24 protein-coding genes are annotated in these 25,437 nt (G+C 67.4%); 20 read left to right on the top strand and 4 right to left on the bottom strand.

Going from position 1 to position 25,437, the window contains the following annotated elements; genetic code table 11:
• Positions 1 to 200: 200 nt before the first annotated feature.
• The 11 genes from tssB to AC3B6A_RS12300 all read left to right on the top strand — a co-directional run bounded on the left by tssB (position 201) and on the right by AC3B6A_RS12300 (position 12,464).
• Positions 201 to 767 carry a type VI secretion system contractile sheath small subunit gene (gene tssB / locus AC3B6A_RS12350; RefSeq protein WP_488403071.1) on the top strand — a complete coding sequence of 189 codons (567 nt, stop codon included), beginning with the start codon at positions 201 to 203 and terminating at the stop codon, positions 765 to 767.
• A 25-nt stretch (positions 768 to 792) separates the two neighbouring features.
• Complete coding sequence (tssC, locus tag AC3B6A_RS12345; RefSeq protein WP_488403069.1) at positions 793 to 2,280, top strand: type VI secretion system contractile sheath large subunit; 1,488 nt, start codon at positions 793 to 795, stop codon at positions 2,278 to 2,280.
• 73 nt (positions 2,281 to 2,353) lie between these two features.
• Complete coding sequence (locus tag AC3B6A_RS12340) at positions 2,354 to 2,851, top strand: Hcp family type VI secretion system effector (protein WP_488403068.1); 498 nt, start codon at positions 2,354 to 2,356, stop codon at positions 2,849 to 2,851.
• A 12-nt stretch (positions 2,852 to 2,863) separates the two neighbouring features.
• Positions 2,864 to 3,292, top strand: a complete 429-nt coding sequence (tssE, locus tag AC3B6A_RS12335) for a type VI secretion system baseplate subunit TssE (RefSeq protein WP_488403067.1) — start codon at positions 2,864 to 2,866, stop codon at positions 3,290 to 3,292.
• On the top strand, positions 3,276 to 5,102 hold the full coding sequence (gene tssF, locus AC3B6A_RS12330; protein ID WP_488403066.1) for a type VI secretion system baseplate subunit TssF: 1,827 nt from the start codon (positions 3,276 to 3,278) through the stop codon (positions 5,100 to 5,102). Before tssE ends, tssF begins: the two co-directional genes overlap by 17 nt.
• A complete protein-coding gene (gene tssG, locus AC3B6A_RS12325) occupies positions 5,066 to 6,079 on the top strand; it encodes a type VI secretion system baseplate subunit TssG (RefSeq protein ID WP_488403064.1) in 1,014 nt (337 codons plus the stop codon). The genes tssF and tssG overlap by 37 nt, the downstream gene beginning before the upstream one ends.
• Complete coding sequence (gene tssH / locus AC3B6A_RS12320) at positions 6,079 to 8,628, top strand: type VI secretion system ATPase TssH (RefSeq protein ID WP_488403063.1); 2,550 nt, start codon at positions 6,079 to 6,081, stop codon at positions 8,626 to 8,628. Before tssG ends, tssH begins: the two co-directional genes overlap by 1 nt.
• 26 nt (positions 8,629 to 8,654) lie before the next feature.
• Positions 8,655 to 9,110: a putative adhesin gene (locus AC3B6A_RS12315; RefSeq protein ID WP_488403061.1), complete on the top strand. Its 456-nt coding sequence runs from the start codon at positions 8,655 to 8,657 to the stop codon at positions 9,108 to 9,110.
• A 29-nt stretch (positions 9,111 to 9,139) separates the two neighbouring features.
• Positions 9,140 to 9,808: an endonuclease/exonuclease/phosphatase family protein gene (locus AC3B6A_RS12310; RefSeq protein WP_488403060.1), complete on the top strand. Its 669-nt coding sequence runs from the start codon at positions 9,140 to 9,142 to the stop codon at positions 9,806 to 9,808.
• Between the two features lie 93 nt (positions 9,809 to 9,901).
• A complete protein-coding gene (locus AC3B6A_RS12305; RefSeq protein WP_488403058.1) occupies positions 9,902 to 11,908 on the top strand; it encodes a type VI secretion system Vgr family protein in 2,007 nt (668 codons plus the stop codon).
• 10 nt (positions 11,909 to 11,918) lie between these two features.
• Positions 11,919 to 12,464, top strand: coding sequence for a toxin-antitoxin system YwqK family antitoxin (locus AC3B6A_RS12300; RefSeq protein WP_488403057.1), 546 nt, complete (start codon positions 11,919 to 11,921; stop codon positions 12,462 to 12,464).
• A 6-nt stretch (positions 12,465 to 12,470) separates the two neighbouring features.
• On the opposite strand, the gene AC3B6A_RS12295 is transcribed toward AC3B6A_RS12300, so the two are convergent.
• Positions 12,471 to 12,866: a DUF4280 domain-containing protein gene (locus AC3B6A_RS12295; protein WP_488403055.1), complete on the bottom strand. Its 396-nt coding sequence runs from the start codon at positions 12,864 to 12,866 to the stop codon at positions 12,471 to 12,473.
• 116 nt (positions 12,867 to 12,982) lie between these two features.
• Positions 12,983 to 13,999 (bottom strand): AraC family transcriptional regulator, encoded by a 1,017-nt coding sequence (locus AC3B6A_RS12290; RefSeq protein WP_488403579.1) that lies wholly within the window; start codon positions 13,997 to 13,999, stop codon positions 12,983 to 12,985.
• Between the two features lie 135 nt (positions 14,000 to 14,134).
• Between AC3B6A_RS12290 and bktB the strand changes: the two genes are divergently transcribed.
• The 6 genes from bktB to AC3B6A_RS12260 all read left to right on the top strand — a co-directional run bounded on the left by bktB (position 14,135) and on the right by AC3B6A_RS12260 (position 19,785).
• Positions 14,135 to 15,319 (top strand): beta-ketothiolase BktB, encoded by a 1,185-nt coding sequence (gene bktB / locus AC3B6A_RS12285; RefSeq protein WP_488403054.1) that lies wholly within the window; start codon positions 14,135 to 14,137, stop codon positions 15,317 to 15,319.
• Between the two features lie 91 nt (positions 15,320 to 15,410).
• A complete protein-coding gene (locus AC3B6A_RS12280; protein ID WP_488403053.1) occupies positions 15,411 to 16,016 on the top strand; it encodes a TetR/AcrR family transcriptional regulator in 606 nt (201 codons plus the stop codon).
• Positions 16,013 to 17,785, top strand: a complete 1,773-nt coding sequence (locus AC3B6A_RS12275) for an acyl-CoA dehydrogenase C-terminal domain-containing protein (RefSeq protein ID WP_488403051.1) — start codon at positions 16,013 to 16,015, stop codon at positions 17,783 to 17,785. The genes AC3B6A_RS12280 and AC3B6A_RS12275 overlap by 4 nt, the downstream gene beginning before the upstream one ends.
• A 358-nt stretch (positions 17,786 to 18,143) precedes the next feature.
• Positions 18,144 to 18,815, top strand: a complete 672-nt coding sequence (locus tag AC3B6A_RS12270) for a DUF3313 domain-containing protein (protein WP_488403049.1) — start codon at positions 18,144 to 18,146, stop codon at positions 18,813 to 18,815.
• 117 nt (positions 18,816 to 18,932) lie between these two features.
• Complete coding sequence (locus tag AC3B6A_RS12265; protein ID WP_488403047.1) at positions 18,933 to 19,343, top strand: hypothetical protein; 411 nt, start codon at positions 18,933 to 18,935, stop codon at positions 19,341 to 19,343.
• Between the two features lie 61 nt (positions 19,344 to 19,404).
• Positions 19,405 to 19,785 carry a YkvA family protein gene (locus tag AC3B6A_RS12260; protein ID WP_488403046.1) on the top strand — a complete coding sequence of 127 codons (381 nt, stop codon included), beginning with the start codon at positions 19,405 to 19,407 and terminating at the stop codon, positions 19,783 to 19,785.
• A gap of 1 nt (position 19,786) precedes the next feature.
• Here AC3B6A_RS12260 and rloA3 read toward each other — a convergent pair whose 3' ends face one another.
• Positions 19,787 to 20,293 carry a retropepsin-like aspartic peptidase RloA3 gene (gene rloA3 / locus AC3B6A_RS12255; RefSeq protein ID WP_488403045.1) on the bottom strand — a complete coding sequence of 169 codons (507 nt, stop codon included), beginning with the start codon at positions 20,291 to 20,293 and terminating at the stop codon, positions 19,787 to 19,789.
• 252 nt (positions 20,294 to 20,545) lie between these two features.
• On the opposite strand from rloA3, the gene AC3B6A_RS12250 reads away from it, so the two are divergent.
• The 3 genes from AC3B6A_RS12250 to AC3B6A_RS12240 are packed head-to-tail and all read left to right on the top strand — an operon-like array spanning position 20,546 to position 24,344.
• Positions 20,546 to 21,904 (top strand): glutamine synthetase family protein, encoded by a 1,359-nt coding sequence (locus AC3B6A_RS12250; RefSeq protein ID WP_488403043.1) that lies wholly within the window; start codon positions 20,546 to 20,548, stop codon positions 21,902 to 21,904.
• A 44-nt stretch (positions 21,905 to 21,948) separates the two neighbouring features.
• Positions 21,949 to 23,034: a polyamine ABC transporter substrate-binding protein gene (locus tag AC3B6A_RS12245; RefSeq protein ID WP_488403041.1), complete on the top strand. Its 1,086-nt coding sequence runs from the start codon at positions 21,949 to 21,951 to the stop codon at positions 23,032 to 23,034.
• 14 nt (positions 23,035 to 23,048) lie between these two features.
• Positions 23,049 to 24,344, top strand: a complete 1,296-nt coding sequence (locus AC3B6A_RS12240; protein WP_488403040.1) for an NAD(P)/FAD-dependent oxidoreductase — start codon at positions 23,049 to 23,051, stop codon at positions 24,342 to 24,344.
• Positions 24,345 to 24,391: 47 nt separating this feature from the next.
• Here the strand turns inward: AC3B6A_RS12240 and AC3B6A_RS12235 are convergent, their stop codons facing one another.
• A complete protein-coding gene (locus AC3B6A_RS12235) occupies positions 24,392 to 25,294 on the bottom strand; it encodes a helix-turn-helix domain-containing protein (RefSeq protein WP_488403038.1) in 903 nt (300 codons plus the stop codon).
• Between the last annotated feature and the right edge of the window lie 143 nt (positions 25,295 to 25,437).

Raw genomic sequence — 25,437 nt, 5'->3', positions numbered from 1 at the left:
CAGAGATTATTTTCGCATTTGCGTTTTTATCAACCTGATCTAGCGTGCTTGGTTAGTTCGTCGACAGACGAGCGCCAGATGGGATCGCCAAGGACAGGCCCGACTCGCCCCCCCTCCTGTCGCGTGATCCAGCCAAGGAGCGCGACGACAGCGACCCCCGCTGCGGCGTGCCCGCCTCCTACGCAGCGGAGTTCGCCAGCATGGCAGAAAGCACACAGCACAAGCTGGACCGGGTGCGCCCTCCCCGGGTCCAGATCACCTACGACGTCGAGATCGGCAACGCCATCGAGAAGAAGGAGCTGCCACTGGTGGTCGGCATCCTCGCCGACCTCTCGGGCAAGCCCGCCACCCCGCTGCCCAAGCTCGGCGAACGCCGCTTCACCGAGATCGACCGTGACAACTTCAACGCCGTGCTGTCCTCCATCGGTCCGCGCGTGGCGCTGCAGGTCGACAACACCCTGGCCAACGACGGCAGCAAGCTCAACGTCGAACTGAACTTCAAGCACATCGACGACTTCGACCCGGTGAGCATCGTCAACCAGGTGGTGCCGCTGCGCCGCCTGTTCGAAGCCCGCCAGCGCCTGCGCGACCTGCTCACCAAGCTCGACGGCAACGATGAGCTGGACCAGCTGCTGCAGGACGTGGTGAGCAATACCAAGGGCCTGCAGGAAATCCGCGCGACCCATCCGGTAGCCGCCGACGCCGCCAGCGACACCGCCCAGCCCGGCGCCGACGACAGCGAAGCGCCCGCCGAACCGCAAGCCTGATCCCGCCGCAAAGGAGAGCAATGCCATGGCCAACACCCGCTCCGCCGCGGCGCAAGGCGCCGAAGGCAGCACCCAGACCCTCGACCTGCTCGACCGCATCATCGCCGACGGCCGCATGGCCCACGACGACAGCCAGCAGGAGTACGCCCGCGACATGCTCGCGGAATTCGCCACCCAGGTCCTCGACGAAAGCATGACCGTCAGCAAGGACACCGTGGCGATGATCAACGAACGCATCGGCCGCATCGACGAGCTGATCAGCGCCCAGCTCAACCAGATCCTGCACCACCCCGAGGTGCAGCAGCTGGAGTCGTCCTGGCGCGGCCTGCACCAGTTGGTGCAGAACAGCGAGACCGGCGCCCGGCTCAAGCTGCGGCTGCTCAACGTCGGCCAGCAGGAGCTGCAGAACGACCTGGAAAAAGCCGTCGAGTTCGACCAGAGCGCGCTGTTCAAGAAGATCTACGAAGAGGAATACGGCACCTTCGGCGGCCACCCCTTCAGCCTGCTGGTGGGCGACTACGCCTTCGGCCGCCATCCCCAGGACGTCGCCCTGCTGGAGAAGCTCTCCAACGTCGCCGCCGCCGCCCACGCGCCCTTCATCGCCGCCGCCAGCCCGCGGCTGTTCGACATGGGCAGCTTCACCGAACTGGCGGTCCCGCGTGACCTGGGCAAGGTCTTCGAGAGCCTGGAACTGATCAAGTGGCGTTCCTTCCGCGAAAGCGAGGATTCGCGCTACGTCTCCCTGGCCCTGCCGCGCTTCCTCGTGCGCCTGCCCTACGGTCCGGAAACCCTGCCGGTGGAAGGCATGAACTTCATCGAGGACGTGGACGGCGCCGACCACGCCAAGTACCTCTGGGGCAATGCCGCCTGGGTCCTGGCGCAACGCATCACCGACGCCTTCGCCAAGTACGGCTGGTGCGCGGCGATCCGCGGCAGCGAGGGCGGCGGCGCCGTCGAAGGGCTGCCGGCGCACACCTTCCGCACCCACGCCGGCGACCTGTCGCTCAAGTGCCCGACCGAAGTGGCGATCACCGACCGCCGCGAGAAGGAGCTCAACGACCTGGGCTTCATCGCCCTCTGCCACAAGAAGAACACCGACCTCGCGGTGTTCTTCGGCGGCCAGACCACCAACAAGCCCCGCCAGTACAACACCAACGAGGCCAACGCCAACGCGCGGCTTTCGGCGATGCTGCCCTACGTGCTGGCGTCGTCGCGCTTCGCCCACTACCTGAAGGTGATCATGCGCGACAAGGTCGGCAGCTTCATGACCCGCGACAACGTGCAGACCTACCTCAACAACTGGATCGCCGACTACGTGCTGATCAACGACAACGCGCCCCAGGAGATCAAGGCGCAGTACCCGCTGCGCGAGGCGCGGGTGGACGTCAGCGAGGTCGCCGGCAAGCCCGGCGTGTACCGCGCCACGGTGTTCCTGCGGCCGCACTTCCAGCTGGAGGAACTGACCGCGTCGATCCGCCTGGTGGCCAACCTGCCGCCGCCGGTCGCCGCCTGAGCCGGGGGGCCGCCCGCGCGGGCGGCCCCAGCGCCCTCCACACCCCTTACTTCATGCAGCGGAGTTCTCCACCATGGATGCGATACTTCTCGACCTCGGCGACGACATCAAGGGCGACAGCCTGCTGGCCGGCTTCGAAGACAAGATCGAAATCATGTCCTACAGCCACAACGTCGCCATGCAGGTGACCAACGATGTCAGCAACTCGGAGCGCACCTCCGGCAAGCCGCACATCGGCGAGTTCACCCTGACCAAGTTCGTCGACACCTCGACCCCGACGCTCAACGAATACTGCTGCTCCGGCAAGGCCATCCCCACCGCCACCGTCACCATCGGCCGCAACGCCGCCGAGGGCGACGGCAAGATCATGCCCTTCATCGTCTACACCCTGAACAACGTCGTGCTGTCCAACGTCAGCGTCAGTGGCGGCGCGGGCGGCAAGCCGGTGGAAACCCTGTCGCTGAACTTCACCAAGATCAAGTGGGAGCTCACCGCGCAGAAGGACGACGGCAGCAAGGAAGGCACCGCCGCCTCGACCTGGGACATGGCCGCCAACAAGCTGGCCAGCTAAGGGCGACCGGCCTTGCCAGGCATCGGCCGCGCACCGCTGCTGGACCGTCTCGCCGAAAGCGGCGAGGCGGACCGGGCCTTCGACGCCCGGGCGCTGGCCGCCTCGGTGTCGCGGGAGCTGTCGCGCCTGTTCAACAGCCGCAGCCCCGCCGGCAATGGCGTCGGCATCCTCGCCTACGGCATCGCCGACTGGACCGCCCTGCAGGCACGCCGCGAGACCGACCGCCAGCACCTGGCGCGGGAAATCCGCCGCGCGGTGGCGCGTTTCGAGCCGCGCCTGAACCTGGCCGAGGTCGCGGTCGACACCGACCCGGCGAACCCGCAACGCCTGCGCGTCCGCCTGCTCGGCACGCTGCGCCAGGACGCCACCCGCGCGCCGCTGCTGTTCGAACTCATCCCCGTTGGCGGAACACTGGAAGTACGCCATGAGCGACTCGATTGATGCCGAACTGCTGGATTACTACCAGCGCGAACTGACCTGGCTGCGCCATGCCGGCGCCGGCTTCGCCGCGCGCTATCCGAAGGTCGCGCGGCGCCTGGAGCTGGGCCCCGGCGAATGCGGCGACCCCCACGTCGAGCGTCTGCTGGAAGGCTTCGCGCTGATCGCCGCACGCCTGCAACGGCGCCTCGACGACGATTACGCGCAGTTCAGCGACGCCCTGCTGGAACAGCTCTACCCCCTGGCCCTGCGCCCCCTGCCCTCCTGCGCGGTGCTGCACTTCGAGCCGGACCCGACCAAGGGCAACCTCAGCGCCGGCTACCGCCTGCCGCGCGGCACGCCGCTGTTCGTCAGCGTGCCGGGCCAGGAGCGCATCGAACTGCCCGAAGAACTGCGCGGCCAGACCCTGCACTGGCGCACCACCGACGAAGTCACCCTGTGGCCGCTACGCATCGCCGAAGCCGTGCTGCTGGGTGCCGAGGAGGCCCAGGCCGTCACCGGCGAGGCCGGCATCCGCGCCGCCCTGCGCCTGGACCTGCGCTGCCTGGACAAGGACGGCTGGGCCGCCCTGACGATCGACCGCCTGCGCGTCCACCTGGCCGCCAACGCGGTGGCCAACGCCGCGCTCTTCGACCTGCTCGGCGCCCACGCCTGCGGCCTGATGGCCGGGGCCGCGGGCGAAGCGCCACGGCGCCTCGACGGACTGCCGCAGCCGGTGGGCTTCGCTGCCGAACAAGCGCTGCTGCCCGAGGACGACCGCATCCACCCCGGCTTGCGCCTGCTGGCGGAGTACTTCGCCTTCCCGGAAAAATTCGCCTTCTTCGACCTGCCGCTGGGCGGCCTGCGCGCCAGCGGCGAACAGCTCTACCTGTACGTCCTCTTCGACCGCCCCGCCCCCGCCCGCCTGACCCTGCAAGCCAGCGACCTGGCGCTGGGCTGCGTGCCGGCGATCAACCTGTTCCCGCGCACCTCCGAGCCGCTGCGCCCGGACGGCACGCGCAGCGAGTACCGGCTGGTCGCCGACGCCCACCGCGAGAACGCGGTGGAGATCCACAGCATCCGCTCGCTGCGCGCCAGCACCCCGCAGGGCGTGGTCGAGGTCGCGGCGTACCACGGTCCGCAGCATCGCCCCGGCGCCCGGAGCCTGTACTGGCAGGCGCGGCGGGTGGAAGGCATGACGCCCAGCCGACGCGGCAGCGACCTGCTGCTGACCCTGGTCGACGCCGGGCTGCAGCCGCTGGAGCAGGCGCCGGACTACAGCCTCAGCGCCGAACTGCTGTGCACCAACCGCGGCCTCGCCGAGTACCTGCCGGCCGGCACCGCGCTGTCCTTCGAGCGCCCCGGCCCGATCGCCCGCGCCACGCTGCTGCGCGCCCCCAGCCGGCAATGCCAGCCGCGTCTGGACGGCCCCTCGCGCTGGCAGCTGGTATCGCAACTGACGCTCAACCACCTGTCCCTGGTGGAAGGCCTGCAGGCGCTGGACGCCCTGCGGGAAATCCTCGCGCTGCACGATTTCAGCGAGGAACAGCTCGCCGCCCGCCAGGTGGAAGGACTGGTGGCGCTGGACTGCCGGCGCGTGGTCGAGCATGTCGGCAGCGACGCCTGGCGTGGCTGGCGCAACGGCCTGGAAGTGCGCGTGCACCTTGAGCGCCAGGCCTTCGTCGGCGCCAGCGCGGTGCTGTTCAGCGCCGTGCTCGCCCAGTTCTTCTCGCTGTACGCCAACGCCAACCGCTTCGTGCGCACGGTGCTGGTGCAATCGGACCAGGAGATCTGCCGATGGCAACCCCAGGCCGGCCAGCCGATCACTCTCTGAGCCGGCGCCTGCGCGCCGACCCGCATGCCTTCGAGTGGCTGCAGGCGCTGCTCCTGCTGGAGCGCGAGCAGCCCGGGGCGACGCCGCTCGGCCACGGCAGCCGGCCGGACGCCGAGGCGGTGCGGCTGCGCGGGCCGCTGATGCCGGTCTTCGCCCCCAGCCAGATCGATGCCCTGGAAGACGACGGCGACCGGCCGCTGCTGAGCACCTCGATCTTCGGCCTCGGCGGTGCCGACGGCGCCCTGCCCTATGCCTACCAGGAATGGCTGCAACAGCGCGCGCGCCAGAAGGACCACGCCCCCGGCGAATTCCTCGACCTGTTCCAGCACCGCCTGCTCAGCCTGCTCTACCGGGTGCTGCGCAAGCACCGCCTGGCCCTGGGCTTCCAGGCGCCAGCGGCGGCGCCGCTGCAGCGTCCCTTGCGCGCCCTGGCCGGCCTGCTGCCCCCGGCCCTGCACGAGCGCGGCCCACTGCCCGACGCCAGCGTCCTGGCCCGCAGCGCTCACTTCTGCGGCAGCCGGCGCTCGCTGACCGGCTTCGCCCTCATGCTCCGCGAGCAGTTCGGCATCCCCGTCCGCTGCGAAGCCTATGCCGGCGCCTGGCGCGAGATTCCTCCGGCCCGGCGCAGCGTGCTGCGCCGCGGCGGCGCCAACCTCGGCCTGGGCCGCGATGCCATCGCCGGCAGCCGCGTCTGGGACGAACACGCCGGCTTCCACCTGACACTCGGGCCGCTGGACGAACCCACGGCCCGACACTTCCTCCCCGATGGCGCCGCCCACCCGCAGCTGGCCCACCTCTGCGCGCTGTATTTCGGCCCCGACCTCGACTGCCAGCTGCACCTGCTGGTGCGCACCAGCGGTCCGCTGGCCCTCGGTCACGGCAACGCCCCGCGGCTGAACTGGAACACCGGACTGCGCCGCGGCGCGGGCGCCGTGCAATCCATCGACCTGAAGCTGCGCCACGCGGAGATGACCTGATGGACCTCGCCAGCCTGATCGGCCGCCTCAACCCGGAATCCCGCCGCGCCCTGGAGCGCGCCGCGCAGCGCTGCCTGCAGCGCACCCACCACTACGTCGAGATCGAGCACCTGCTGCTGGAGCTGCTGGACATCGACGGCGGCGACCTGGCGCAACTGCTGCCGCGCTTCGGCCTGGAGCGCGACCAGCTGGTCGGCGAGGTCAACACCGCGCTGGAGCTGTTCCGCATCGGCAGCACCCGCACCCCGGCGCTCTCCAACCAGACCATCGGCCTGCTGGAGGACGCGGTGGTCCAGGCCAGCGTGCTCGGCCAGCCGGCGATCCGCTCGGGCCTGCTGCTGCTCGCCCTGCTCGACCGCGAGGAGCGCCGCGCCCTGCTGCTCAACAGCGCCTCGTCGCTGCTGCGCATTCCCCACGAAACGCTGCGCGACAAGCTGCTGGAATGGACCGAAGGCTCCCGCGAGCAGCCCGCCGGCGCCCGCGCCCCGGCCAGGGCCAAGCCGGCTAGCGCGGCGCCCCAGGACAGCGTGCTCGACCAGTACACCCAGGACCTCACCGCCGACGCCCATGCCGGGCGCATCGATCCCATCGTCGGGCGCGACGGCGAAATCCGCCAGTGCGTGGACATCCTCCTGCGCCGCCGGCAGAACAACCCGATCCTGGTCGGCGCCCCCGGCGTCGGCAAGACCGCGGTGGTCGAGGGCCTGGCCCTGCGCATCGCCGCCGGGGAAGTACCGCCGTCCCTGCAAGGGGTGATCCTGCGCGTGCTCGACCTCGGACTGCTGCAGGCCGGCGCGGGGGTCAAGGGCGAGTTCGAACAGCGCCTGAAGGGCGTGATCGATGCGGTGCGCGGCAGCGAACAGCCGATCATCCTGTTCATCGACGAAGCCCACACCCTGATCGGCGCCGGCGGCGCCGAGGGCGGCAGCGACGCGGCCAACCTGCTCAAACCGGCGCTGGCCCGTGGCGAACTGCGCACCCTGGCCGCCACCACCTGGCTGGAATACAAGAAGTACTTCGAGAAGGACCCGGCGCTGGCGCGGCGCTTCCAGCTGGTGCAGGTGGAAGAGCCCGACGAGGCCACCGCCGTGGACATGCTGCGCGGCGTGGCCGCCAAGCTGGAACAGCACCACGGCGTGCAGGTGCTGGACGTGGCCATCCAGGATGCGGTGAAGCTCTCGCACCGCTACATCTCCGGCCGCCAGTTGCCGGACAAGGCCATCAGCGTGCTCGACACCGCCTGCGCCCGCGTCGCCCTGGCCCAGCACGACGTGCCGCCGGCACTGGAGAACCTGCGCCACCGCGAGCTGGCCGTCGAGGAAGAACTGCAGCGCCTGCGCCGCGAACAGGCCACCGGCCTGGACCACAGTGCGCGCATCACCGCCCTGGAGCAGGAATCCACCGGCAACCTCGGCGCCATCCGCACCCTGGAAAAGCGCTGGGCCGACGAACGCGAAGCGGTGCGCGAACTGCTGCAGACCCGCCGCGAACTGCTGGCCCTGAGCGAAAGCGCCGACGCCGCCAAGGCCGACGAGGAACTCGACGGCCGCATCGATCACCTGGCCGCCGAACTCACCCGCCTGGAAGCCGGCCTCGACGCCATCCGCGAGGATGACCCGCTGGTGCCCGAACAGGTGGATTCGAAGACCGTCGCCGCGGTGATCGCCGGCTGGACCGGCATCCCGGTGGGCAAGATGCTCGCCGACGAAGCCCACGCCATCCGCACCCTGGCCCAGCGCATGGGCCAGCGGGTGATGGGTCAGGAGGCCGCGCTGGGGACCATCGCCCAACGCATCCAGGCCTACCGCGCCGGCCTCACCGACCCGGCCAAGCCGGTCGGCGTATTCCTCCTGCTCGGCCCCACCGGGGTGGGCAAGACCGAAACCGCCTACGCCCTGGCCGACGCGCTCTACGGCGGCGAGCGCAACCTGATCAGCATCAACCTCTCCGAGTATCAGGAAGCCCACACCGTCAGCCAGCTCAAGGGGGCCCCGCCCGGCTACGTCGGCTACGGCAGCGGCGGCGTGCTAACCGAAGCCGTGCGCCGCCGCCCCTACTCGGTGGTGCTGCTGGACGAAATCGAAAAGGCCCACCCGGACGTGCTGGAGGCCTTCTACAACGTCTTCGACAAGGGCGTGATGGAAGACGGCACCGGCCTGGTGGTGGACTTCAAGAACACCGTGATCCTCGCCACCAGCAACGTCGGCGCCGAACTGCTGCTGGACACCCCGCCCGAACAGATCGCCACCCCCGCTTTCGACGAACGCCTGCGCAAGGTGCTCCTGCAAGCCTTCCGCGCCGCCTTCCTCGCGCGCATGACGGTGGTGCCCTACCGGCCGCTGGAGGAGGCAACGCTGGAAGGGATCGTTGTCGCCAAGCTGGAGAAACTGCGCGAACGCTACAAGGCTGCGACCGGCAAGCAGTTCGATTTCGATCCGGTAATTGTGAAGGCGGTGCTCGCCAAGTGCAGTTCGGCGGGGGCGCGGGATATCGAGAATGTGTTGATGGCGGAAGTGACGGGGAAGTTGGCGGAGTGGGTGTTGGAGTGACCACCGTTAATCACAAGGAGAACTGAATGTTTGGACGCCCTTACAAGCACCACCTGTGGATCGCCAGTCCCCAAAAAGATTGGTCGCTCGGCCTGATGGTGTTCGTCTTCGGCCACTCCGTCTGGGGAGTGAACGATGGCTTCGTCGACCTGCCCAAAGGCTCCCAGGTTGGTTTCTACAACGACGCTGGCGAAAGCATGAATGCGCAAAGAGCCAAGAACATGATCTGGGACATCAACGATATGGAACTACCGGGCCACATCGTCACCGAGTACAGGCAGGTCCAGAACCTCAGTCTCCTCCCGGCACCGGAACATCTCGGGAGCGTGCGAGCCGCATTCGAATCCGCAAACATAAAAGGCAATGCAATTCCGGTCATAACCTCCGACACCAGACATGGCGTTACGCTCAATACGATCGTTCAGGACTTTCCAAACAAATACATAATCTGGCTCGGGTGTCGAGGAATGCAGATCATCTAGATGCGTTCACGAACTGAAAGGGAAAAACCATGAGAGTCGCGAGTTTCAACATAGAAAAGAATGGAAAATCCTCGACGGACATAAAGCAGAGTCAGGTGAGCACATTCCTCGACAATTGTTGTTCAAATAAGTACTGGGACGTTGATCTCGTATTCATATGCGAAATGCACTACGCCCAACTGGAAAATTACACCCTTAATCTGAGTTCGATGTACTCGAACTACAAGGTATCGAGCTTCAAAGGAGGCCATTCGAACGGATACATCGTCATGGCCAAGGACGACCAGAACATTTCCATTGACAGTCAAGGCCACCTTTTCACCCTGAACAGAGATCTCATAGCGGTCGAAGTGAAAGGTTCCAACGGATACACGGGATACGTGATCCTGGCCCATTTCAAATCCGGCCAAAACAACATCACGAAATCCCAGATCCAGAACTGTACAGGCATGGGTGGAAACTGGGTCGTCACTGGAGATATCAATTACGACTACAACAATTTCAACCAACTCGGCGTTGCCGGAACGGCATATGAGTGCTGGAACGGTCTGCCTACCCAGGCGAAAGGAGGCATTCTGGACTGGGTTCTGGCCTCACCAAGCGTGAAGGTCAAATCCGTCGACATAACGGAATTGCAGAACATGTTCGACATGACCGGCCCCGACCATCGGCCAATCGTTTTCGATATCACATCCTGAACGAGCAAAAGAACAATACGCGCTCGAGTCATGAGTCTGAACTAATTATCTCCACTCTTGAGACAGTACCCGGTTTCGCGTTAGAGGCATTTGATGACTCGACCTGTTGACTCCACTACGAGCCTGTCCTTGGCGGCATCGAACCTGGCAGACCTCTATCCGGATTACCTCACCGGCCGGGAAGTGCTCAATGGACTCGACGCCCCGAGCCTCCATGGCCACAGCGCCACCGCCTTCAGCCTGACCAGCGCCATTGCCACCCACGTCACCACCACCCTCCACAACGACGCCAACCAACGCCCCCTCGACGCCCTGGTCGCCGAAATCCACCAGCTCCCCGCCGACGCCACCGCCGACCGCTATCAACTGGTTCTGCGCCCCTGGCTCTGGTGGCTGACCCTGGCCAGCAACAACCGGGTGTTCCAGAACCTCGCCACCAGCGACATCGTCACGACCATCTTCAAGGCCCATGGCTTCACCGACTTCAAGCTCTCGCTCTCCGGCAGCTACGAGCCGCGCGAGTACTGCGTGCAGTACGCCGAAAGCGATTTCGCCTTCGTCTCGCGGCTGCTGGAGGAGGACGGCATCTTCTGGTTCTTCATCCACGAAGAGGGCAAGCACACCCTGGTGCTGGCGGACAGCAACGATGCCTTCCTGCCCATCCCCAACGGGCCGAAGGTGCCGTACCTGGGCCAGGAGCTCGGCGTGCGCGAGCTGCACGGCATCCGCTCGGCACAGTACTGCCTGCAGGCGGTGGCCGGAACCTACAGCGCCACCGACTACGAGTTCACCACGCCCACCACTTCGCTCTATTCCCAGGCGCAGGCCGAAGCCGGGCCGCGCGCGCAGTACGAACACCCCGGCGGCTACACCGCCAAGGCCCGCGGCGATGCGCTGACCAAGCAGCGCGTGGACGGCCTGCGCAGCCAGGAGAAGCGCCTGATCGGCGAGAGCGACTGCCGCTGGCTGGTGCCGGGCCACTGGTTCACCCTGACCGGGCATGACGACGCCTCGCTGAATATCGACTGGGTGCTGACCTCGGTGACCCATGAGGCCGACCACGATCACTACCGCAACCGCTTCGAGGCCATCCCCAAGGCCACCGCCTACCGCCCGCCCCGCGTCACGCCCAAGCCGCGCATGCACACCCAGACCGCCAAGGTGGTGGGCAAGGCCGGCGAGGAAATCTGGACCGACCAGTACGGCCGCATCAAGATCCAGTTCCCCTGGGACCTGCAAGGCAAGAACGACGAGGCCTCGTCCTGCTGGGTGCGCGTGGTGCTGCCCTGGAGCGGCAAGGGCTTCGGCATGCAGTTCATCCCGCGCATCGGCCAGGAGGTGATCGTCACCTTCATCGATGGCGACCCGGACCGTCCGCTGGTCACCGGCTGCGTCTACAACGGCGACAATGCCCTGCCCTATGCGCTGCCGGACAACCAGACGCAGTCCGGCATCAAGACCAATTCCTCCAAAGGTGGCGGCGGCTTCAACGAGCTGCGCTTCGAGGACAAGAAGGATGCCGAGGAAGTCTTCCTGCAGGCGCAGAAGGACATGAAGGTCAACGTGCTCAACGACAGCACCGCCACCATCGGTCACGACGAGACCCTCACGGTGCAGAACGCCCGCACCCGCACGGTGAAGGAAGGCGACGAGACCGTCACCCTGGAAAAGGGCAAGCGCAGCGTCACCATCCAGACCGGCAGCGACACGCTGGACGTGAAGGACACGCGCACCGTGAAGGTCGGCGCCGACCAGACCCACAGCACCGGCGGCAACTACAGCCACCAGGTCAGCGGCAACTTCGAGCTCACCGTGGACGGCAACCTGACCATCAAGGTCAGCGGCACCCTGACCCTGCAGAGCGGCGGCAGCCTGACGCTCAAGACCGACGCCGACCTCGCCGCCCAGGCCGGCACCTCGCTGACCAGCAAGGCGGGCACGTCACTCACCAACCAGGCGGGTACCTCGCTCACCAACAAGGCCGGTACCACCCTGACCAACGACGCCGGCGTCAGCCTCACCAACAAGGCCGGCGCCGAGCAGACCGTGGACGGCGGCGGCATGCTGACCCTCAAGGGCGGCCTGGTGAAGGTCAACTGAGGACAGCGACATGGCCAATAGCGGAACCCTCGACCTCAAGCGCGGCGACAGCACCCTCCAGGGCCGCCTGCAGGACGGCGAGCTGGAAGGCCCGCTGCGCATCAGCGAACGCGGCCGTCCCCAGGCCAGCCTGGACTACCGCGAAGGCGAGCTGCACGGCACCAGCACGCTCTACCACCCCAACGGCCGCATCAGCGCGCAATTGCCCTACGTGCGCGGGCGCCTGCACGGCGAAGCGCGCTTCTTCGTCGCCGAGGGCTGGCTGCAGCGCAAGGTGAGCTACCGCGACGGGCTGATGCATGGCGAGGCCTGCAGCTACCTCGCCGACGGCACCCTCGCCGAGCAGGCGTTCTACCGTGAAGGCGTGCAGGAAGGCCCCTTCCGCCGCTTCCACGGCAACGGTCAGCTGGCCCAGGAAACCCGCTACCTCAAGGGCGCTCCGCTGGAGCAGCCACGCGCCTACGCCGAGGATGGCCGCCCACTGGACGAGAACGGCAAGCCGGTGTCACGGCTGCGCTGGTGGCTGGGCAGTCGCGGTGAGCCCGACGAGGCCTGAGCGGCCTCAGGGAATCAGCATCTGCACTTGGCCCGGCACCAGCACCTTGATCGCCCCGCCCCAGGTGCACATCAGCGTGCCGTTCGAGTCCAGCGCGGGCATCCCGCCCAGCAGCACCGTGGGCGCGCCGCCGGGTATCCAGGGCGCCGCCGTGGCCGGCACGCACGGCATCGGCGTCAGCACGCCGAGCGCCGCCGCGGTGGCCGCCGCCACCGTCGGGTTGGCCGGGCTGCTGCACAGGCCGAAGGGCAGGATATTCACCAGGGGGATGTGGTCCTGCAGGTTGGCTGCCGGCATGCCGCTGGACAGCGTGCGGTTGACCGGCAGGACGTTGAGCATCGACGGCGCCGCGCCGAAGCTGCACTGCAAGGTCGCACCGCTGCAGACCTGGGGACATCCCATGGAATCACCTCACTCAGCGAAAACCCGACACCCGTGGCTGGAGGCGCCGGGAATCGGCCGGCTCGCCAGGGTGGCCGCCTGAACCCTAGCACACGCCACCGGCCCGGCCCGCCAGCCTACCCCCGGGGCGCAATGCGCGCCGCGCGGTAGCGCCCCGGGCTCATGCCGGTCCACTGGCGGAACGCGCGGTGGAACGCGCTGGGCTCCTGGAAGCCGCAGCGGACGGCGATCTCGCTGATGCTGAGGCGGTCGTCGTTGAGGTAGTCGAAGGCCAGCGCCTTGCGCACCTCGTGCTTGATGACCTGGTAGGAGAACCCCTCGCGCTCCAGCTGGCGGCGAAACGCCGATTCGCTGAGCGCCAGCTGCGCGGCCATTTGCGCCTGCGACGGCCAGTCCAGCTCGGGGCTGGTGCGCAGGCGGCGGTAGACCTTCGCCGACAGGCCGGAGCGATTGCGGAAGCGCACCACCACCCCTTCCGGGGCCTGGCGCAGGAACTGCTTGAGGCTGGCGAAGTTGCGCACCACCGGCAGGCTCAGCTGGGCGGCGCCGAACTCGACTTCGGTGTGGTCCGCGTCGAACTGGATCCACGAGCCCCAGAGCAGCGGCTCGGCGCCGTGGGGCGGTTGCGGGTGGCCGAACTGGGTGCGCTCGATGTTCAGCCGCCGGCCCACCAGCCAGCAGACCACGCCGATCACCATGCTCAGGTAGATCTCTTCCGCGACGCCGCGCAGCGCCGGGTCGTCGATGCGCGTCTGCAACACGATGGCCGCGCGGCTGCCGCGCAGCTCCAGGCCGGCGCGGATGTCGCCGAGGAACAGGTTGAAGCCGGCCAGGCACTGGCGCAGGGCGCGCCCGAGGTCCGGCTCGTGCAGGGCGCTGCGGCAGATGATGGCGAAGGCGCCGGGCGGCATGCCCCGCGAGTCGAAGGCGAAGAATTCATCGCCCAGCTCCGTGGTCAGCGCCAGCCACAGCTGGGTCACCGCCTCGGCGGGCACGCGATGCAGCGGGTCCTCCAGCAGTGCCGGATCGATGCCCGCCTCGCTCAGAATCTCGCTCGCCCGCTGAGGCCGGTCGGCCAGGCGATGGAGCGCGGCCTTGACGAAATAGGCGGCCACCGAGTCGCTCTTGCGCAGCTGGCTGGCCTCTGCGTTACCCAACATGATTCATCCGATATGTCCAAATTGATCGACGGAGCCTGCGCAATTCCGGCATAGGTGATCGGCCTGCGGGTCCCTAGACTGCCGACCATCGAACCCGGAGTCCCTCCCATGCACAAACCTGAAGTCTATGTCGTCAGCGCGGCCCGTACCGCCATCGGTACCTTCGGCGGAACGCTGAAGGATACGCCGCCTGCCCAACTGGCGGCACTGGTCAGCGCGGCGGCATTGTCGCGCGCCGGCTGCGATCCGCAGCAGGTCGGCCACGTGGTGTTCGGCCATGTCGTTCCCACCACCCCCAAGGACGCCTACATCAGCCGCGTGGCGGCGCTGCAGGCCGGGATTCCCAAGGAGACGCCGGCCTTCAACGTCAACCGCCTGTGCGGCTCCGGGCTGCAGGCCATCGTCAGCGCCACCCAGGGGCTGCTGCTGGGCGACTCGCGCATCGCCCTGGCCGGCGGTGCCGAGTGCATGAGCATGGGCGGCTACCTGGTGCCCTCGGCACGCTGGGGCGCGCGCATGGGCGACGTGAAGATGCTCGACTACATGCTCGGCGTCCTGCAGGACCCCATGCAGGGCATGCACATGGGCGTTACTGCGGAGAACATCGCCAAACTGCACGGCATCTCCCGCGAGGAGCAGGATGCGCTGGCGCTGCAAAGCCAGCAGCGCGCCGCCCGCGCCATCGCCGAGGGCCGATTCAAGGAGCAGATCGTCCCGGTGGAGATCCGTACCCGCAAGGGCGTGACCCTCTTCGACACCGACGAGCACGTGCGCGCCGAAGCGACCCTGGAACAACTGGCGGGCATGAAGCCGGCCTTCATCGACAACGGCACGGTCACCGCGGGCAACGCCTCGGGCCTGAACGATGGCGCCGGCGCCCTGCTGCTGGCGACCGGCGAGGCCGTGGCGGCGGAGAACCTGCGCCCCATCGCCCGGGTGGTCGCCTACGCCCATGCCGGCGTCGAACCCACCCTCATGGGCCTCGGGCCGATTCCGGCGACCCGCCTGGCGCTGCAGCGCGCCGGGCTGACGGTGGACGACCTCGACGTGATCGAGTCCAACGAAGCCTTCGCCGCCCAGGCCTGCGCCGTCGCCCGCGAGCTCGGCTTCGATCCGGACAAGGTCAACCCCAATGGCTCGGGCATTTCCCTGGGCCACCCGATCGGGGCTTCCGGCGCCGTCATCGCCACCAAGGCGCTCCACGAGCTGCAGCGCATCCAGGGCCGCTACGCGCTGGCCACCATGTGCATCGGCGGCGGCCAGGGCATCGCCGTGATCTTCGAACGGGTGTGACGCAGTGGCCGGGCGAGCCATGCCCGGCCAGCTCCGATGACGCGTCCCGAGGCGAATGCGGGAGCGTTCCCCACTGACAGTGGTTCGCAGCATGAATACAGCAAAATGCCTGACGCCCGGGGCGTCGGTGGTCAACGCCGGCTCGCGGTTCGAACGCAACCGGCCCAGGGTCCTGGAGCTCTTCGCCACCCGCGGCTACGCCCAGGTGAGCCTGCGCGAACTGGCCCGGCACCTGGAGCTGACCGTGGGCTCGGTCTACAACCATTGCGCCGGGAAAGAGGAACTCCTGCTGGAGTTCATCGAAGAGCACTACATGGCGCTGCTGGCCCTGTTCGACCGCCGCCGTCGCCGGGAAACGCCCGCCGCCACCCTCGACGCCGTGATCCAGGGCCTGGTGGCCCTGCACGCCGCGCAGCCGCTGCATTTCCAGCTGGCGATCCGCGACATCGACTTCCTCGCCGCCGAGCAGCGGCAATACCTGTCGCGGCTGCGCGAACAGCTGCGGGCCAAGCTGCAGGCCGTCCTCCTGGCCGCGGGCCATGCCAGCCCGGCCCCGGCCGGCTGCCCGACGCTGGAGCTCTTCGAACACCTTCCGCACTGGCTGGCGAGCTATCCGCTGGACGACCGCCAGAAGTGCGCCGCCATCCTGCAGTCGCTGACTGCTTCCCTTCTGCCCCTCCGAGAGGCCGGACGATGACCCACTACACAGCCCCGCTACGCGATATCGATTTCCTGCTCAACGACGTCTTCGGCGCCGAAGCCGCCTGGGCGGCGCTGCCCGGCCTGGAAAACGCCCCCGACGCGGGAACCGCCAGCGCCATCCTGGAAGAGGCCGGCAAGCTCGCCGGCGAAGTCCTCGCCCCGCTCAACCGCAGCGGCGACGAGGAAGGCGTGCACTGGCGCGACGGCGGCGTGACCACCCCGGCAGGCTTCCGCGAGGCCTACGCGACCTACGCGGCCGGCGGCTGGGTCGGTTTCTCCGGCAACCCGGCGTTCGGCGGCATGGGCATGCCCAAGATGCTCGCCGTGCACATCGAGGAAATGCTCTACGCGGCCAACTCCAGCTTCGCCCTCTACTCGGTCCTGAGCAGCGGCGCCTGCCTGGCGATCGACACCCACGCCAGCGCCGAGCTGAAGGAAACCTACCTGCCGCCGATGTACGAAGGCCGCTGGGCCGGCGCCATGTGCCTGACCGAAGCGCACTCGGGCACCGACCTCGGGCTGATCCGCACCCGCGCCGAACCCCGGGCCGACGGCGGCTTCTCGATCACCGGCAGCAAGATCTTCATCACCGGCGGCGAGCAGGACCTCACCGAGAACATCATCCACCTGGTGCTGGCCAAGCTGCCCGACGCCCCGGCCGGCCCCAAGGGGATTTCGCTGTTCCTGGTGCCCAAGGTGCTGGTCAACGCCGACGGCACGCTCGGGGAGCGCAACACGCTGTCCTGCGGCTCGGTCGAGCACAAGATGGGCATTAAGGCGTCGGCCACCTGCGTGATGAATTTCGACGGCGCCACCGGCTGGCTGGTCGGCGAGCCGAACAAGGGGCTGGCGGCGATGTTCACCATGATGAACTACGAGCGCCTGTCCATCGGCATCCAGGGCCTGGGCTGCGCGGAAGCGTCGTACCAGGCCGCGGCCAGCTACGCCCGCGACCGCCTGCAGGGCCGCGCGGCGTCCGGCCCGGCGGCGCCGGCCAGCCCGGCGGACCCGATCATCCACCACCCCGACGTGCGGCGCATGCTGCTGACCATCCGGGCGATGACCGAGGGCGGTCGCGCGCTGTCCACCTACGTCGCGCAGCAGCTCGACCTGGCCAAGTACGCCGACGACGGCGAGCAGCGCGCGGCGGCGCAGGCCCGGGTGGCGCTGCTGACGCCGGTGGCCAAGGCGTTCTTCACCGATACCGGGCTGGACAGCTGCGTGCTCGGCCAGCAGGTTTTCGGCGGCCACGGCTACATTCGCGAATGGGGGCAGGAGCAGCTGGTGCGTGACGTGCGCATCGCGCAGATCTACGAAGGCACCAACGGCATCCAGGCGCTGGACCTGCTCGGCCGCAAGGTGCTGGGCGACGGCGGCAAGGCCCTGCAGGCGTTCCTCGGGGAAATCCGCAGCCATGCCGACCACCCGCAGGCCGAATACCGCGAGGCGCTGCTCGCCGCCGTGGACCGCCTGGAGGAAACCAGCCTGTGGCTGCGCGACCAGGCCCTGGCGGACCCGCGCCAGGTCGGCGCGGCCTCGGTGGAGTACCTGCACCTCTTCGGCTACGTCACCTACGCCTACCTGTGGTCGCGCATGGCGGGCGCCGCCCGGGCCCGGCAGGCGGCGGACGCGGAATTCCACACGGCGAAGCTGGCCACCGCGCGCTTCTTCTTCAGCCGTCTGCTGCCGCGCATCGAAGGCCTGATCCCCTGCCTGCGCGGCGGCGCGGACTGCCTCTACGGGATGGACGCCGAGCAGTTCTGAGCCTGCCTGGGGGCGGCGCGAGGTTTGCGCCGCCCCTTCGGGCGCTGCCGGCGGGGCATTCGCCACCCTTCCGCTCTCTCCGGCCACGCCGCAAGGCGCGTCGGAATCCCCCGTTGCAGGCCGCCCGGATTGACGCGCGTCACTGATTGAACGCGCGCAGGAAAAAAGCCGTAGGCAAAGGGGCTCGGGCGTTTGCACATCCGGCGCCGGCATCTAGGCTCAATGCGACATGGCGCAAACTTGGGTGGGGATGGCGGTGACGACCGGGGAGCATTTCGGCCTGCCAGCCTCCAGGAACGCGCGATGCGACAAGAAAAGGCCTATCACTGCCCGCCGAAATACCATTAAGGAGCATCCCATGAAGTCCAGCTTTCTGCTGAGCGCCCTGTGCTGCGCGTCCCTCGCGCTGGCCGGTTGTGCGAGCAAATACGTCGAGCCCCAACAGTATTCGGGTTTCCTCAAGGACTACAGCGTACTCAAGGAAGACAAGTCCCCCACCGGCGCGCCGGTCATGCGCTGGATCCAGCCTGACGTCAACGTGAACCGATTCTCCAGCGTCTACATCGAGCGCAGCCAGTTCTACCCGCAGCCGCAGCCCACCGAGAAGATCCCGGCGAGCACCCTGCAAGGCATCACCCAGTATTACGACCAGGCCCTGCAGAGCCGCTTCTCCCAGGTCCTGCCGCTGGCCACCAGCCCCGGCCCGGGCGTACTGGTGGTGCGCCCGGCCATCACCGGCGTGAGCGCCTCGACCAAGGGCCTGCAACCCTACGAGGTCATCCCGATCGCCCTGATCGCGGCGGGTGTCAGCACTGCCGCCGGCATTCGCGACGAGGACACCAGCATCGCCACCGAGGCGGCGTTCATCGACGGCGGCACCGGCGTGGTCGTGGCCGAGGCGGTCCGCAAGGGCACTGGCGCGGAGCTGGAAAACTCCTCCCAGGTCATGCAGGCCAAGGATGTCCGCGCCGTGGTCGACGCCTGGGCGTCCGACGTGGTGAAGACCTTCCAGTCGCTCAAGAACAAGTGATCCAGCGGGCCCGGAGCGCAGCCACGCCCGGGCCCCATTCGCTGCACGGACGCGCCCGCCGTGCTCCACGCCGCGAGCGTATAATGCCGCCACTTCGTGGTTCAGGTGGTTGGCGATATGCAGTGCAGTCCGGGATTGCGCAATCCCTCGTTTCTTTCCATCGCGCTGCTGCTCGGGGGCCTGGCGGGCTGGTACGCCGGGCGGCTGATCGGCCTGTACGGCGACCAGTGGTTCTCGGAACCCGACTACGTCTTCGAAGCCCTCGCCGCCCTTTGCGGGATTCTGTGCGGGGCCTTGTTCTCCTACACCCGGGGTAAAGGCGTCGTGCCGCGAATGGCCGGTCTGTTCATGGGCGGGGGGTTCGTTCTGGCGATGATCGGCTATGCCCGGTATTCCGTGGACATGCCGCCGTACGGCATCGAGCTGACCACCTATCTGCGGGAGATCTTCCTGCAGACCCTGGGGGTGTGGCTTTCACCCGTCATCGGCGCAGTGCTGGTGTCGCTGTTTCGCGCCGTCCTCCATTAGCCGACAGGTTTTTCACGGCCAGGGCGCTAGCGTGGTGGCTCCCGTTCACTGGTGAAATTCGATGTACGCGAAACTCAAGCAGTGGGCCCGCTCGATCAAGCGGCAGACGATGATCCTGTGGTTCTGCTGGAAAAACCCGGAAACGCCCCTGCCAGTGAAGCTGCTGTGCCTCCTGGTCGTGTCCTACGCCCTGAGCCCCATCGACCTGATACCCGACTTCATCCCCGTGCTGGGGCTGCTGGATGACCTGGTGATCCTGCCGGCATCCATCTGGCTGATCGTCCGCCTCATCCCCGCGCAGGTGTATGCCGCGAGCAAGGACCAGGCGGAGGACTTCGAGCGCAGCGCCGCGCAACGCCCCAGCAGCACGCCGGCCGCCATCGCCATCGTCGCGCTGTGGCTGCTGCTCGCCGTGCTGTGCTACCGGTGGCTGTGGCGCTAGGTCAGACTTTGCAATCCGGCTCCTGGGTGAAGGTGCGCCGCACATCCACGGGGCCGAGGTGCTCGAGAGCCTTCCGACCGATCAGCACCGGATAGATCATCTTCTTGCGGTCCCTGAGCGAGAACTCCTCGTCGAGCAGCTGGTGGCCGATGCAGACCTTCATCGACACCACCGGCCGGTGATCCGCGCCGCCTGCGCCGCGGACCTTCACCTTCCTCAATACGACGCGCTCGAACGCCTGGACCGTCTCATTCCCGGTGTCGCTGTTCTTCGCCACGACCTTGAAGCGCACCCACTTCTTCGAGTCCTTCTCGAAGTACTCGATATCCTTCGCGTCCATCGACGAGGTCAGCGCGCCGGTATCCAGCTTGGCCTTGACCGGAACGGCCTCGGGATAAATTTTCGCTTCCTCGATCCAGCCCCTGGTGGGCAATTCCTCCGCGTGTGCATGCAGCGGCGCCGTGAATGCCAGCAGAAGCATGGCGGCTGAGAGGGCGTTGATTTCCATGGCAATGACTCATCGGTGAACTGTCCGGCGATGATCGAGCCGGCCATGTCAAAGGCGAGTCAAATACCGGTCAAGAATTCGGATGCCCCGCCCCGCGCCACGCGCTCAGCGCCTGCAAAAGCCGTCCTCAGACCGAATCTGCGGAAAGTGGATAGAACGCCGGCCCGGCTCTGCCCAACACTAGCCGGGCGTCGACGCACTACGTCGTCGACTTCCTTCCTGTGCGTTCCATCTACCCAATTAGAGGCTTGCATGAGCACCCCCGCCGATCAGCTGAGCTCCTGGCTGAAGCAACACCAGATCACCGAAGTCGAGTGCGTCATCAGTGACATGACCGGTATCGCCCGCGGCAAGATTTCCCCGACCAACAAGTTCCTCGGCGAGGGAGGCATGCGTCTCCCGGAAAGTGTTCTGTTGCAGACCGTCACCGGAGACTTCGTCGAGGACGATATCTACTACGACCTGCTCGACGAAGCGGACATCGACATGGTCTGCCGTCCCGATCCGGACGCGGTGTTCCTGGTGCCCTGGGCGATCGAACCGACCGCGATGGTCTTCCACGACACCTGCGACAAGTACGGCAACCCCGTCGAGCTGTCGCCGCGCAACGTCCTCAAGCGCGTGCTGGAGCTGTACGCGGACAAGGGCTGGAAACCGATCGTCGCGCCGGAAATGGAGTTCTACCTGACCAAGCGCAGCAGCGACCCGGACTTCCCGCTGGAAGCGCCCGTGGGCCGTTCGGGCCGTCCGGAGAGCGGCCGGCAGAGCTTCTCCATCGATGCGGCCAACGAGTTCGACCCGCTGTTCGAGGACGTCTACGACTGGTGCGAAGCCCAGGGCCTGGACCTGGACACCCTGATCCACGAGGACGGCCCCGCGCAGATGGAGATCAACTTCCGCCACGGTGACGCACTGAGCCTGGCGGACCAGATCACCGTGTTCAAGCGCACCATGCGCGAGGCCGCGCTCAAGCACGACGTGGCGGCGACCTTCATGGCCAAGCCGATCACCGACGAACCGGGCAGCGCCATGCACATCCACCAGAGCGTGGTGGACGCGAAGACCGGCAAGAGCATCTTCGCCAATGCCGACGGCTCGATGAGCGAGCTGTTCCTGCATTACATCGGCGGCCTGCAGAAGTACATCCCGAAGGTGCTGCCGATGTTCGCGCCGAACGTGAATTCCTTCCGCCGCTTCCTGCCGGACACCTCCGCGCCGGTCAACGTCGAGTGGGGCGTGGAAAACCGCACCGTCGGCCTGCGCGTACCCGCAGCCTCCCCCGAGGCCATGCGCGTGGAGAACCGCCTGCCCGGCGCCGACGCCAACCCCTATCTGGCGCTGGCCGCCAGCCTGCTCTGCGGCTACCTGGGGATGATCGAGCAGAGCAACCCCAGCGCGCCTGTCGAGGGCCGCGGCTACGAGCGCCGCAACCTGCGCCTGCCGATCACCATCGAGGACGCGCTGGCCCACATGGAGGAGTGCCCGGTGCTGGAACAGTACCTGGGACGCAAGTTCGTGCAGGGCTACGTCGCGGTGAAGCGTACCGAGCACGAGAACTTCAAACGCGTGATCAGCTCCTGGGAACGGGAGTTCCTGCTGCTGAGCGTCTGACGCACCCGATCCAGCCAATCACAAGAATACGGATAGGAGTCGACATGAAACTACTGAAGCCCCTTGCCGCCGTCGCCTTTGCGGCGATGGCCCAGAGCGCCCTCGCGCAACCGACCGTCAGTGTCTACAACTGGACCGACTACATCGCCCCCGACACGCTCGCCGGGTTCCAGAAGACCACCGGGATCAAACCGACCTACGACGTCTTCGATTCCAACGAAACCCTGGAGGGCAAGCTGCTGGCGGGCCGCACGGGCTACGACGTGGTGGTGCCCTCCAACCACTTCCTGACCCGCCAGGTGCAGGCCGGCGTGTTCCTCGAACTCGACCGCAGCAAGCTGCCGAACTGGAAGCACCTGGACCCGGCGCTGCTCAAGCTGCTGGAGCAGAACGACCCGGGCAACCGCCATTCGGTGCCCTACCTGTGGGGCACCAACGGCATCGGCTACAACGTCGCGAAGGTCAAGCAGGTGCTGGGCGTCGACAGGATCGACTCCTGGTCGGTGCTGTTCGAGCCGGAGAACCTGAAGAAGCTCCATGAATGCGGCGTCGCCTTCATGGACTCCGCCGACGAGCTGATTCCCTCGGTGCTCAACTACCTGGGCCTGGACCCCAACAGCACCAACCCGGCGGACTACGCGAAGGCCGAGGCCAAGCTGATCGCGCTGCGCCCCTACGTCACCTACTTCCACTCCTCGAAGTACATCTCCGACCTCGCCAACGGCGACATCTGCGTGGCCTTCGGCTATTCCGGCGATGTCTTCCAGGCGGCCGCGCGGGCCAAGGAAGCCAACAACGGCATCCAGATCGCCTACAGCATCCCCAAGGAAGGCGCCAACCTCTGGTTCGACCTGATGGCCATCCCGGCCGACGCGAAGAACCCGGACCAGGCCATGGCGTTCATCAACTACCTGCTGGAGCCCAAGGTGATCGCCGGCGTCAGCGAGTACGTCGGCTATCCCAACGCCAACACCGACGCCAAGGCCTTCCTCGACCCGGAAATCCTCAATAACCCCGAGGTCTACCCGAGCCAGGCCGTGCTCGACAAGCTGTACATCAACAAGGCGCCACCGCCCCAGATCATGCGCCTGATGACCCGCAGCTGGAGCAAGATCAAGTTCAACCAATGACTCGAGAACCTCCCATGACTCAAGCCGGCGAACACGCCGCGTCCTACTACGCCGCCACCGCGCGCGACAAGCAGCCCTACCCTGCCCTCGTGGGCGAGGTCCAGGCCGAGGTCTGCGTCATCGGCGGCGGCCTCACCGGCGTCAACACGGCACTGGAGCTGGCCCTGCGGGGCCACTCCGTGGTGCTGCTGGAAGCCCGCCGTATCGGCTGGGGAGCCAGCGGCCGCAACGGCGGCCAGCTGATCCGCGGCATCGGCCACGACGTCAGCGGCTTCGCCAGATACGTCGGCGAGGACGGCGTGCGCTACCTGAACCAGGCAGGCCTCGACTCGGTGACGCTGGTGGCGGAGCGCATCCGCAAGTTCGACATCGCCTGCGACCTGCGCTGGGGCTTCTGCGAGCTGGCCAACACCCCCGCGCAGTTCGCCGCCATGGCGGACGAGCAGCGCCAGTTGCAAGCAATGGGCTACCCGCATCAGACCCGGCTGGTTGGCGCTGGCCAGATTCACGACGTGGTGGCCAGCGACTGCTATGCCGGCGGGCTGATCGACATGGGCTCCGGCCACCTGCATCCGCTGGACCTGGTGACGGGCGAAGCGCGGGCGGCCAGTGGGCTCGGCGTGCAGGTCTTCGAGCAGAGCCCGGTACTGCGCATCGAGCATGGCAGCTCGGTCACGGTCCACTGCGCCCATGGCCGGGTCCGCGCGGACAAGCTGGTGCTCGGCTGCAACGCCCACCTGGACGAACTGGAACCGCGCCTGACGGGCAAGGTCCTGCCGGCGGGCAGCTACGTCATCGTCACCGAACCGCTCCCCGAGCAGGTGGCGGCGCAGCTGATCCCGCAGAACATGGCGCTGTGCGACCAGAAGGTGGGACTGGACTACTACCGGCTGACCGCCGACCGGCGCCTGCTGTTCGGCGGGGCGTGCCACTACTCCGGGTTCGATCCGAAGGACATCGGCGCCTACATGCGGCCGAAGATGCTGAAGGTCTTCCCGCAGCTGGCCGACGTCCGCATCGATTACCAGTGGGGCGGCATGATCGGCATCACCGCCAATCGCTTCCCGCAGGTGGGCCGCCTGGCCCAGCACCCGAACGTGTTCTTTGCCCAGGGATATTCGGGGCACGGCCTCAACGTCACCCACTGGAGCGCCAAGCTCCTGGCGGAAGCGATCTCCGTGGGCCAGAGCAAGGGGCTGGATATCTTCAGCGCGGTTCCACACCTGACCTTCCCCGGCGGCAAGCTGCTGCGCTCGCCCCTGCTGGCGCTGGGCATGTTCTGGTACCGGATCCGCGAAGCGCTCGGCTGACCCGGCCGGACGGAGCGTCCCGAAGCCTCGCGACGCTCCGCTTCCTTCTAGCCCCGCAGCATGCTCACGGCGCAGCGCTCGGCGCCACGCTTGATCGTCGCCTTCGGGTACTCGCCGAAGAGCGCCTGGTAGGACTGAGAGAAGCGGCCCAGATGCCAGAACGACCAGCGCATCGCGACCTCGGCCACGTTGACCCCCGCGGCACCGGCGGCCAGCAGGTCACGCCGGGCGGCATTCAGCCGGCGATTGCGCAGCCAGACGGTGGGCGGCATGCCGGCATACTGGACGAACGACTGCTGCAACTGCCGGACCGAAACACCGGCGATCTGCGCCAGCTCCAGGACGCCGAAGCTCTCCTGGGGGCAGTCGTTGACCACCTCCTTCACCCGCTCGACGACCCGCTTGGCATGACGCTCGGAGCGGCGGCGCTGCCCCACCTCGACGGCCTCCTCCAGCAGCGCGAAGCAGCCATCGGCGACCTGCTGGGCGAACCCCGGGGCGTCCACGTTGACGTGCCCCTCGACCGCCCCGGCCAGCAGGACGCTCAAGGACGCCGCAAAAGCGCTGCAGTTCGCCGAGCGCAGCGGCTGGAGCAGCAGGTCTTCGAAGTCCGCGGCGGACTTCCCCCAGGCTGACGCGCCCTTCAGGACCACCGCGACTTCGCGGTAGTTCTCCGGGGTGACCCAGGCGTTGTGCGTGTGCCCGTCGAGCAGGTAGAGGGCGCTGTCACTCATGTCGAAGCTGAACACCAGGGTATCGGCCGGCGCATGGAACTCCTGCTCGACCCGCAGGTTCATGCTCTCCTCGTAGAGCTGGACCGCCCCCGTCTCCGCATGCACGAGCCGACCGTAAAAGCGACCGGCTGACATCTGCGTGCACTGCTCCTCCCAACCCGGCAGCACCACACGCGGCTCGTCAACCTCGCGAGCCTCCATCACCTTGATCGCCATCCTGGTACCCGGACATTCATTGAAATTATCGAGGACTCGGCCCGCAATGGACGCCATCTGCACGCAAGACGGATGGCCGCTCACACCCTTGAAAGCCTGGATTCCTGCCGCCGCCCGACCGGACAAGCCGCGGCAGAAAGACG

This window comes from Pseudomonas sp. B12(2026), assembly GCF_057767015.1.
This window is presented reverse-complemented; position numbering and strand designations above follow the sequence as displayed.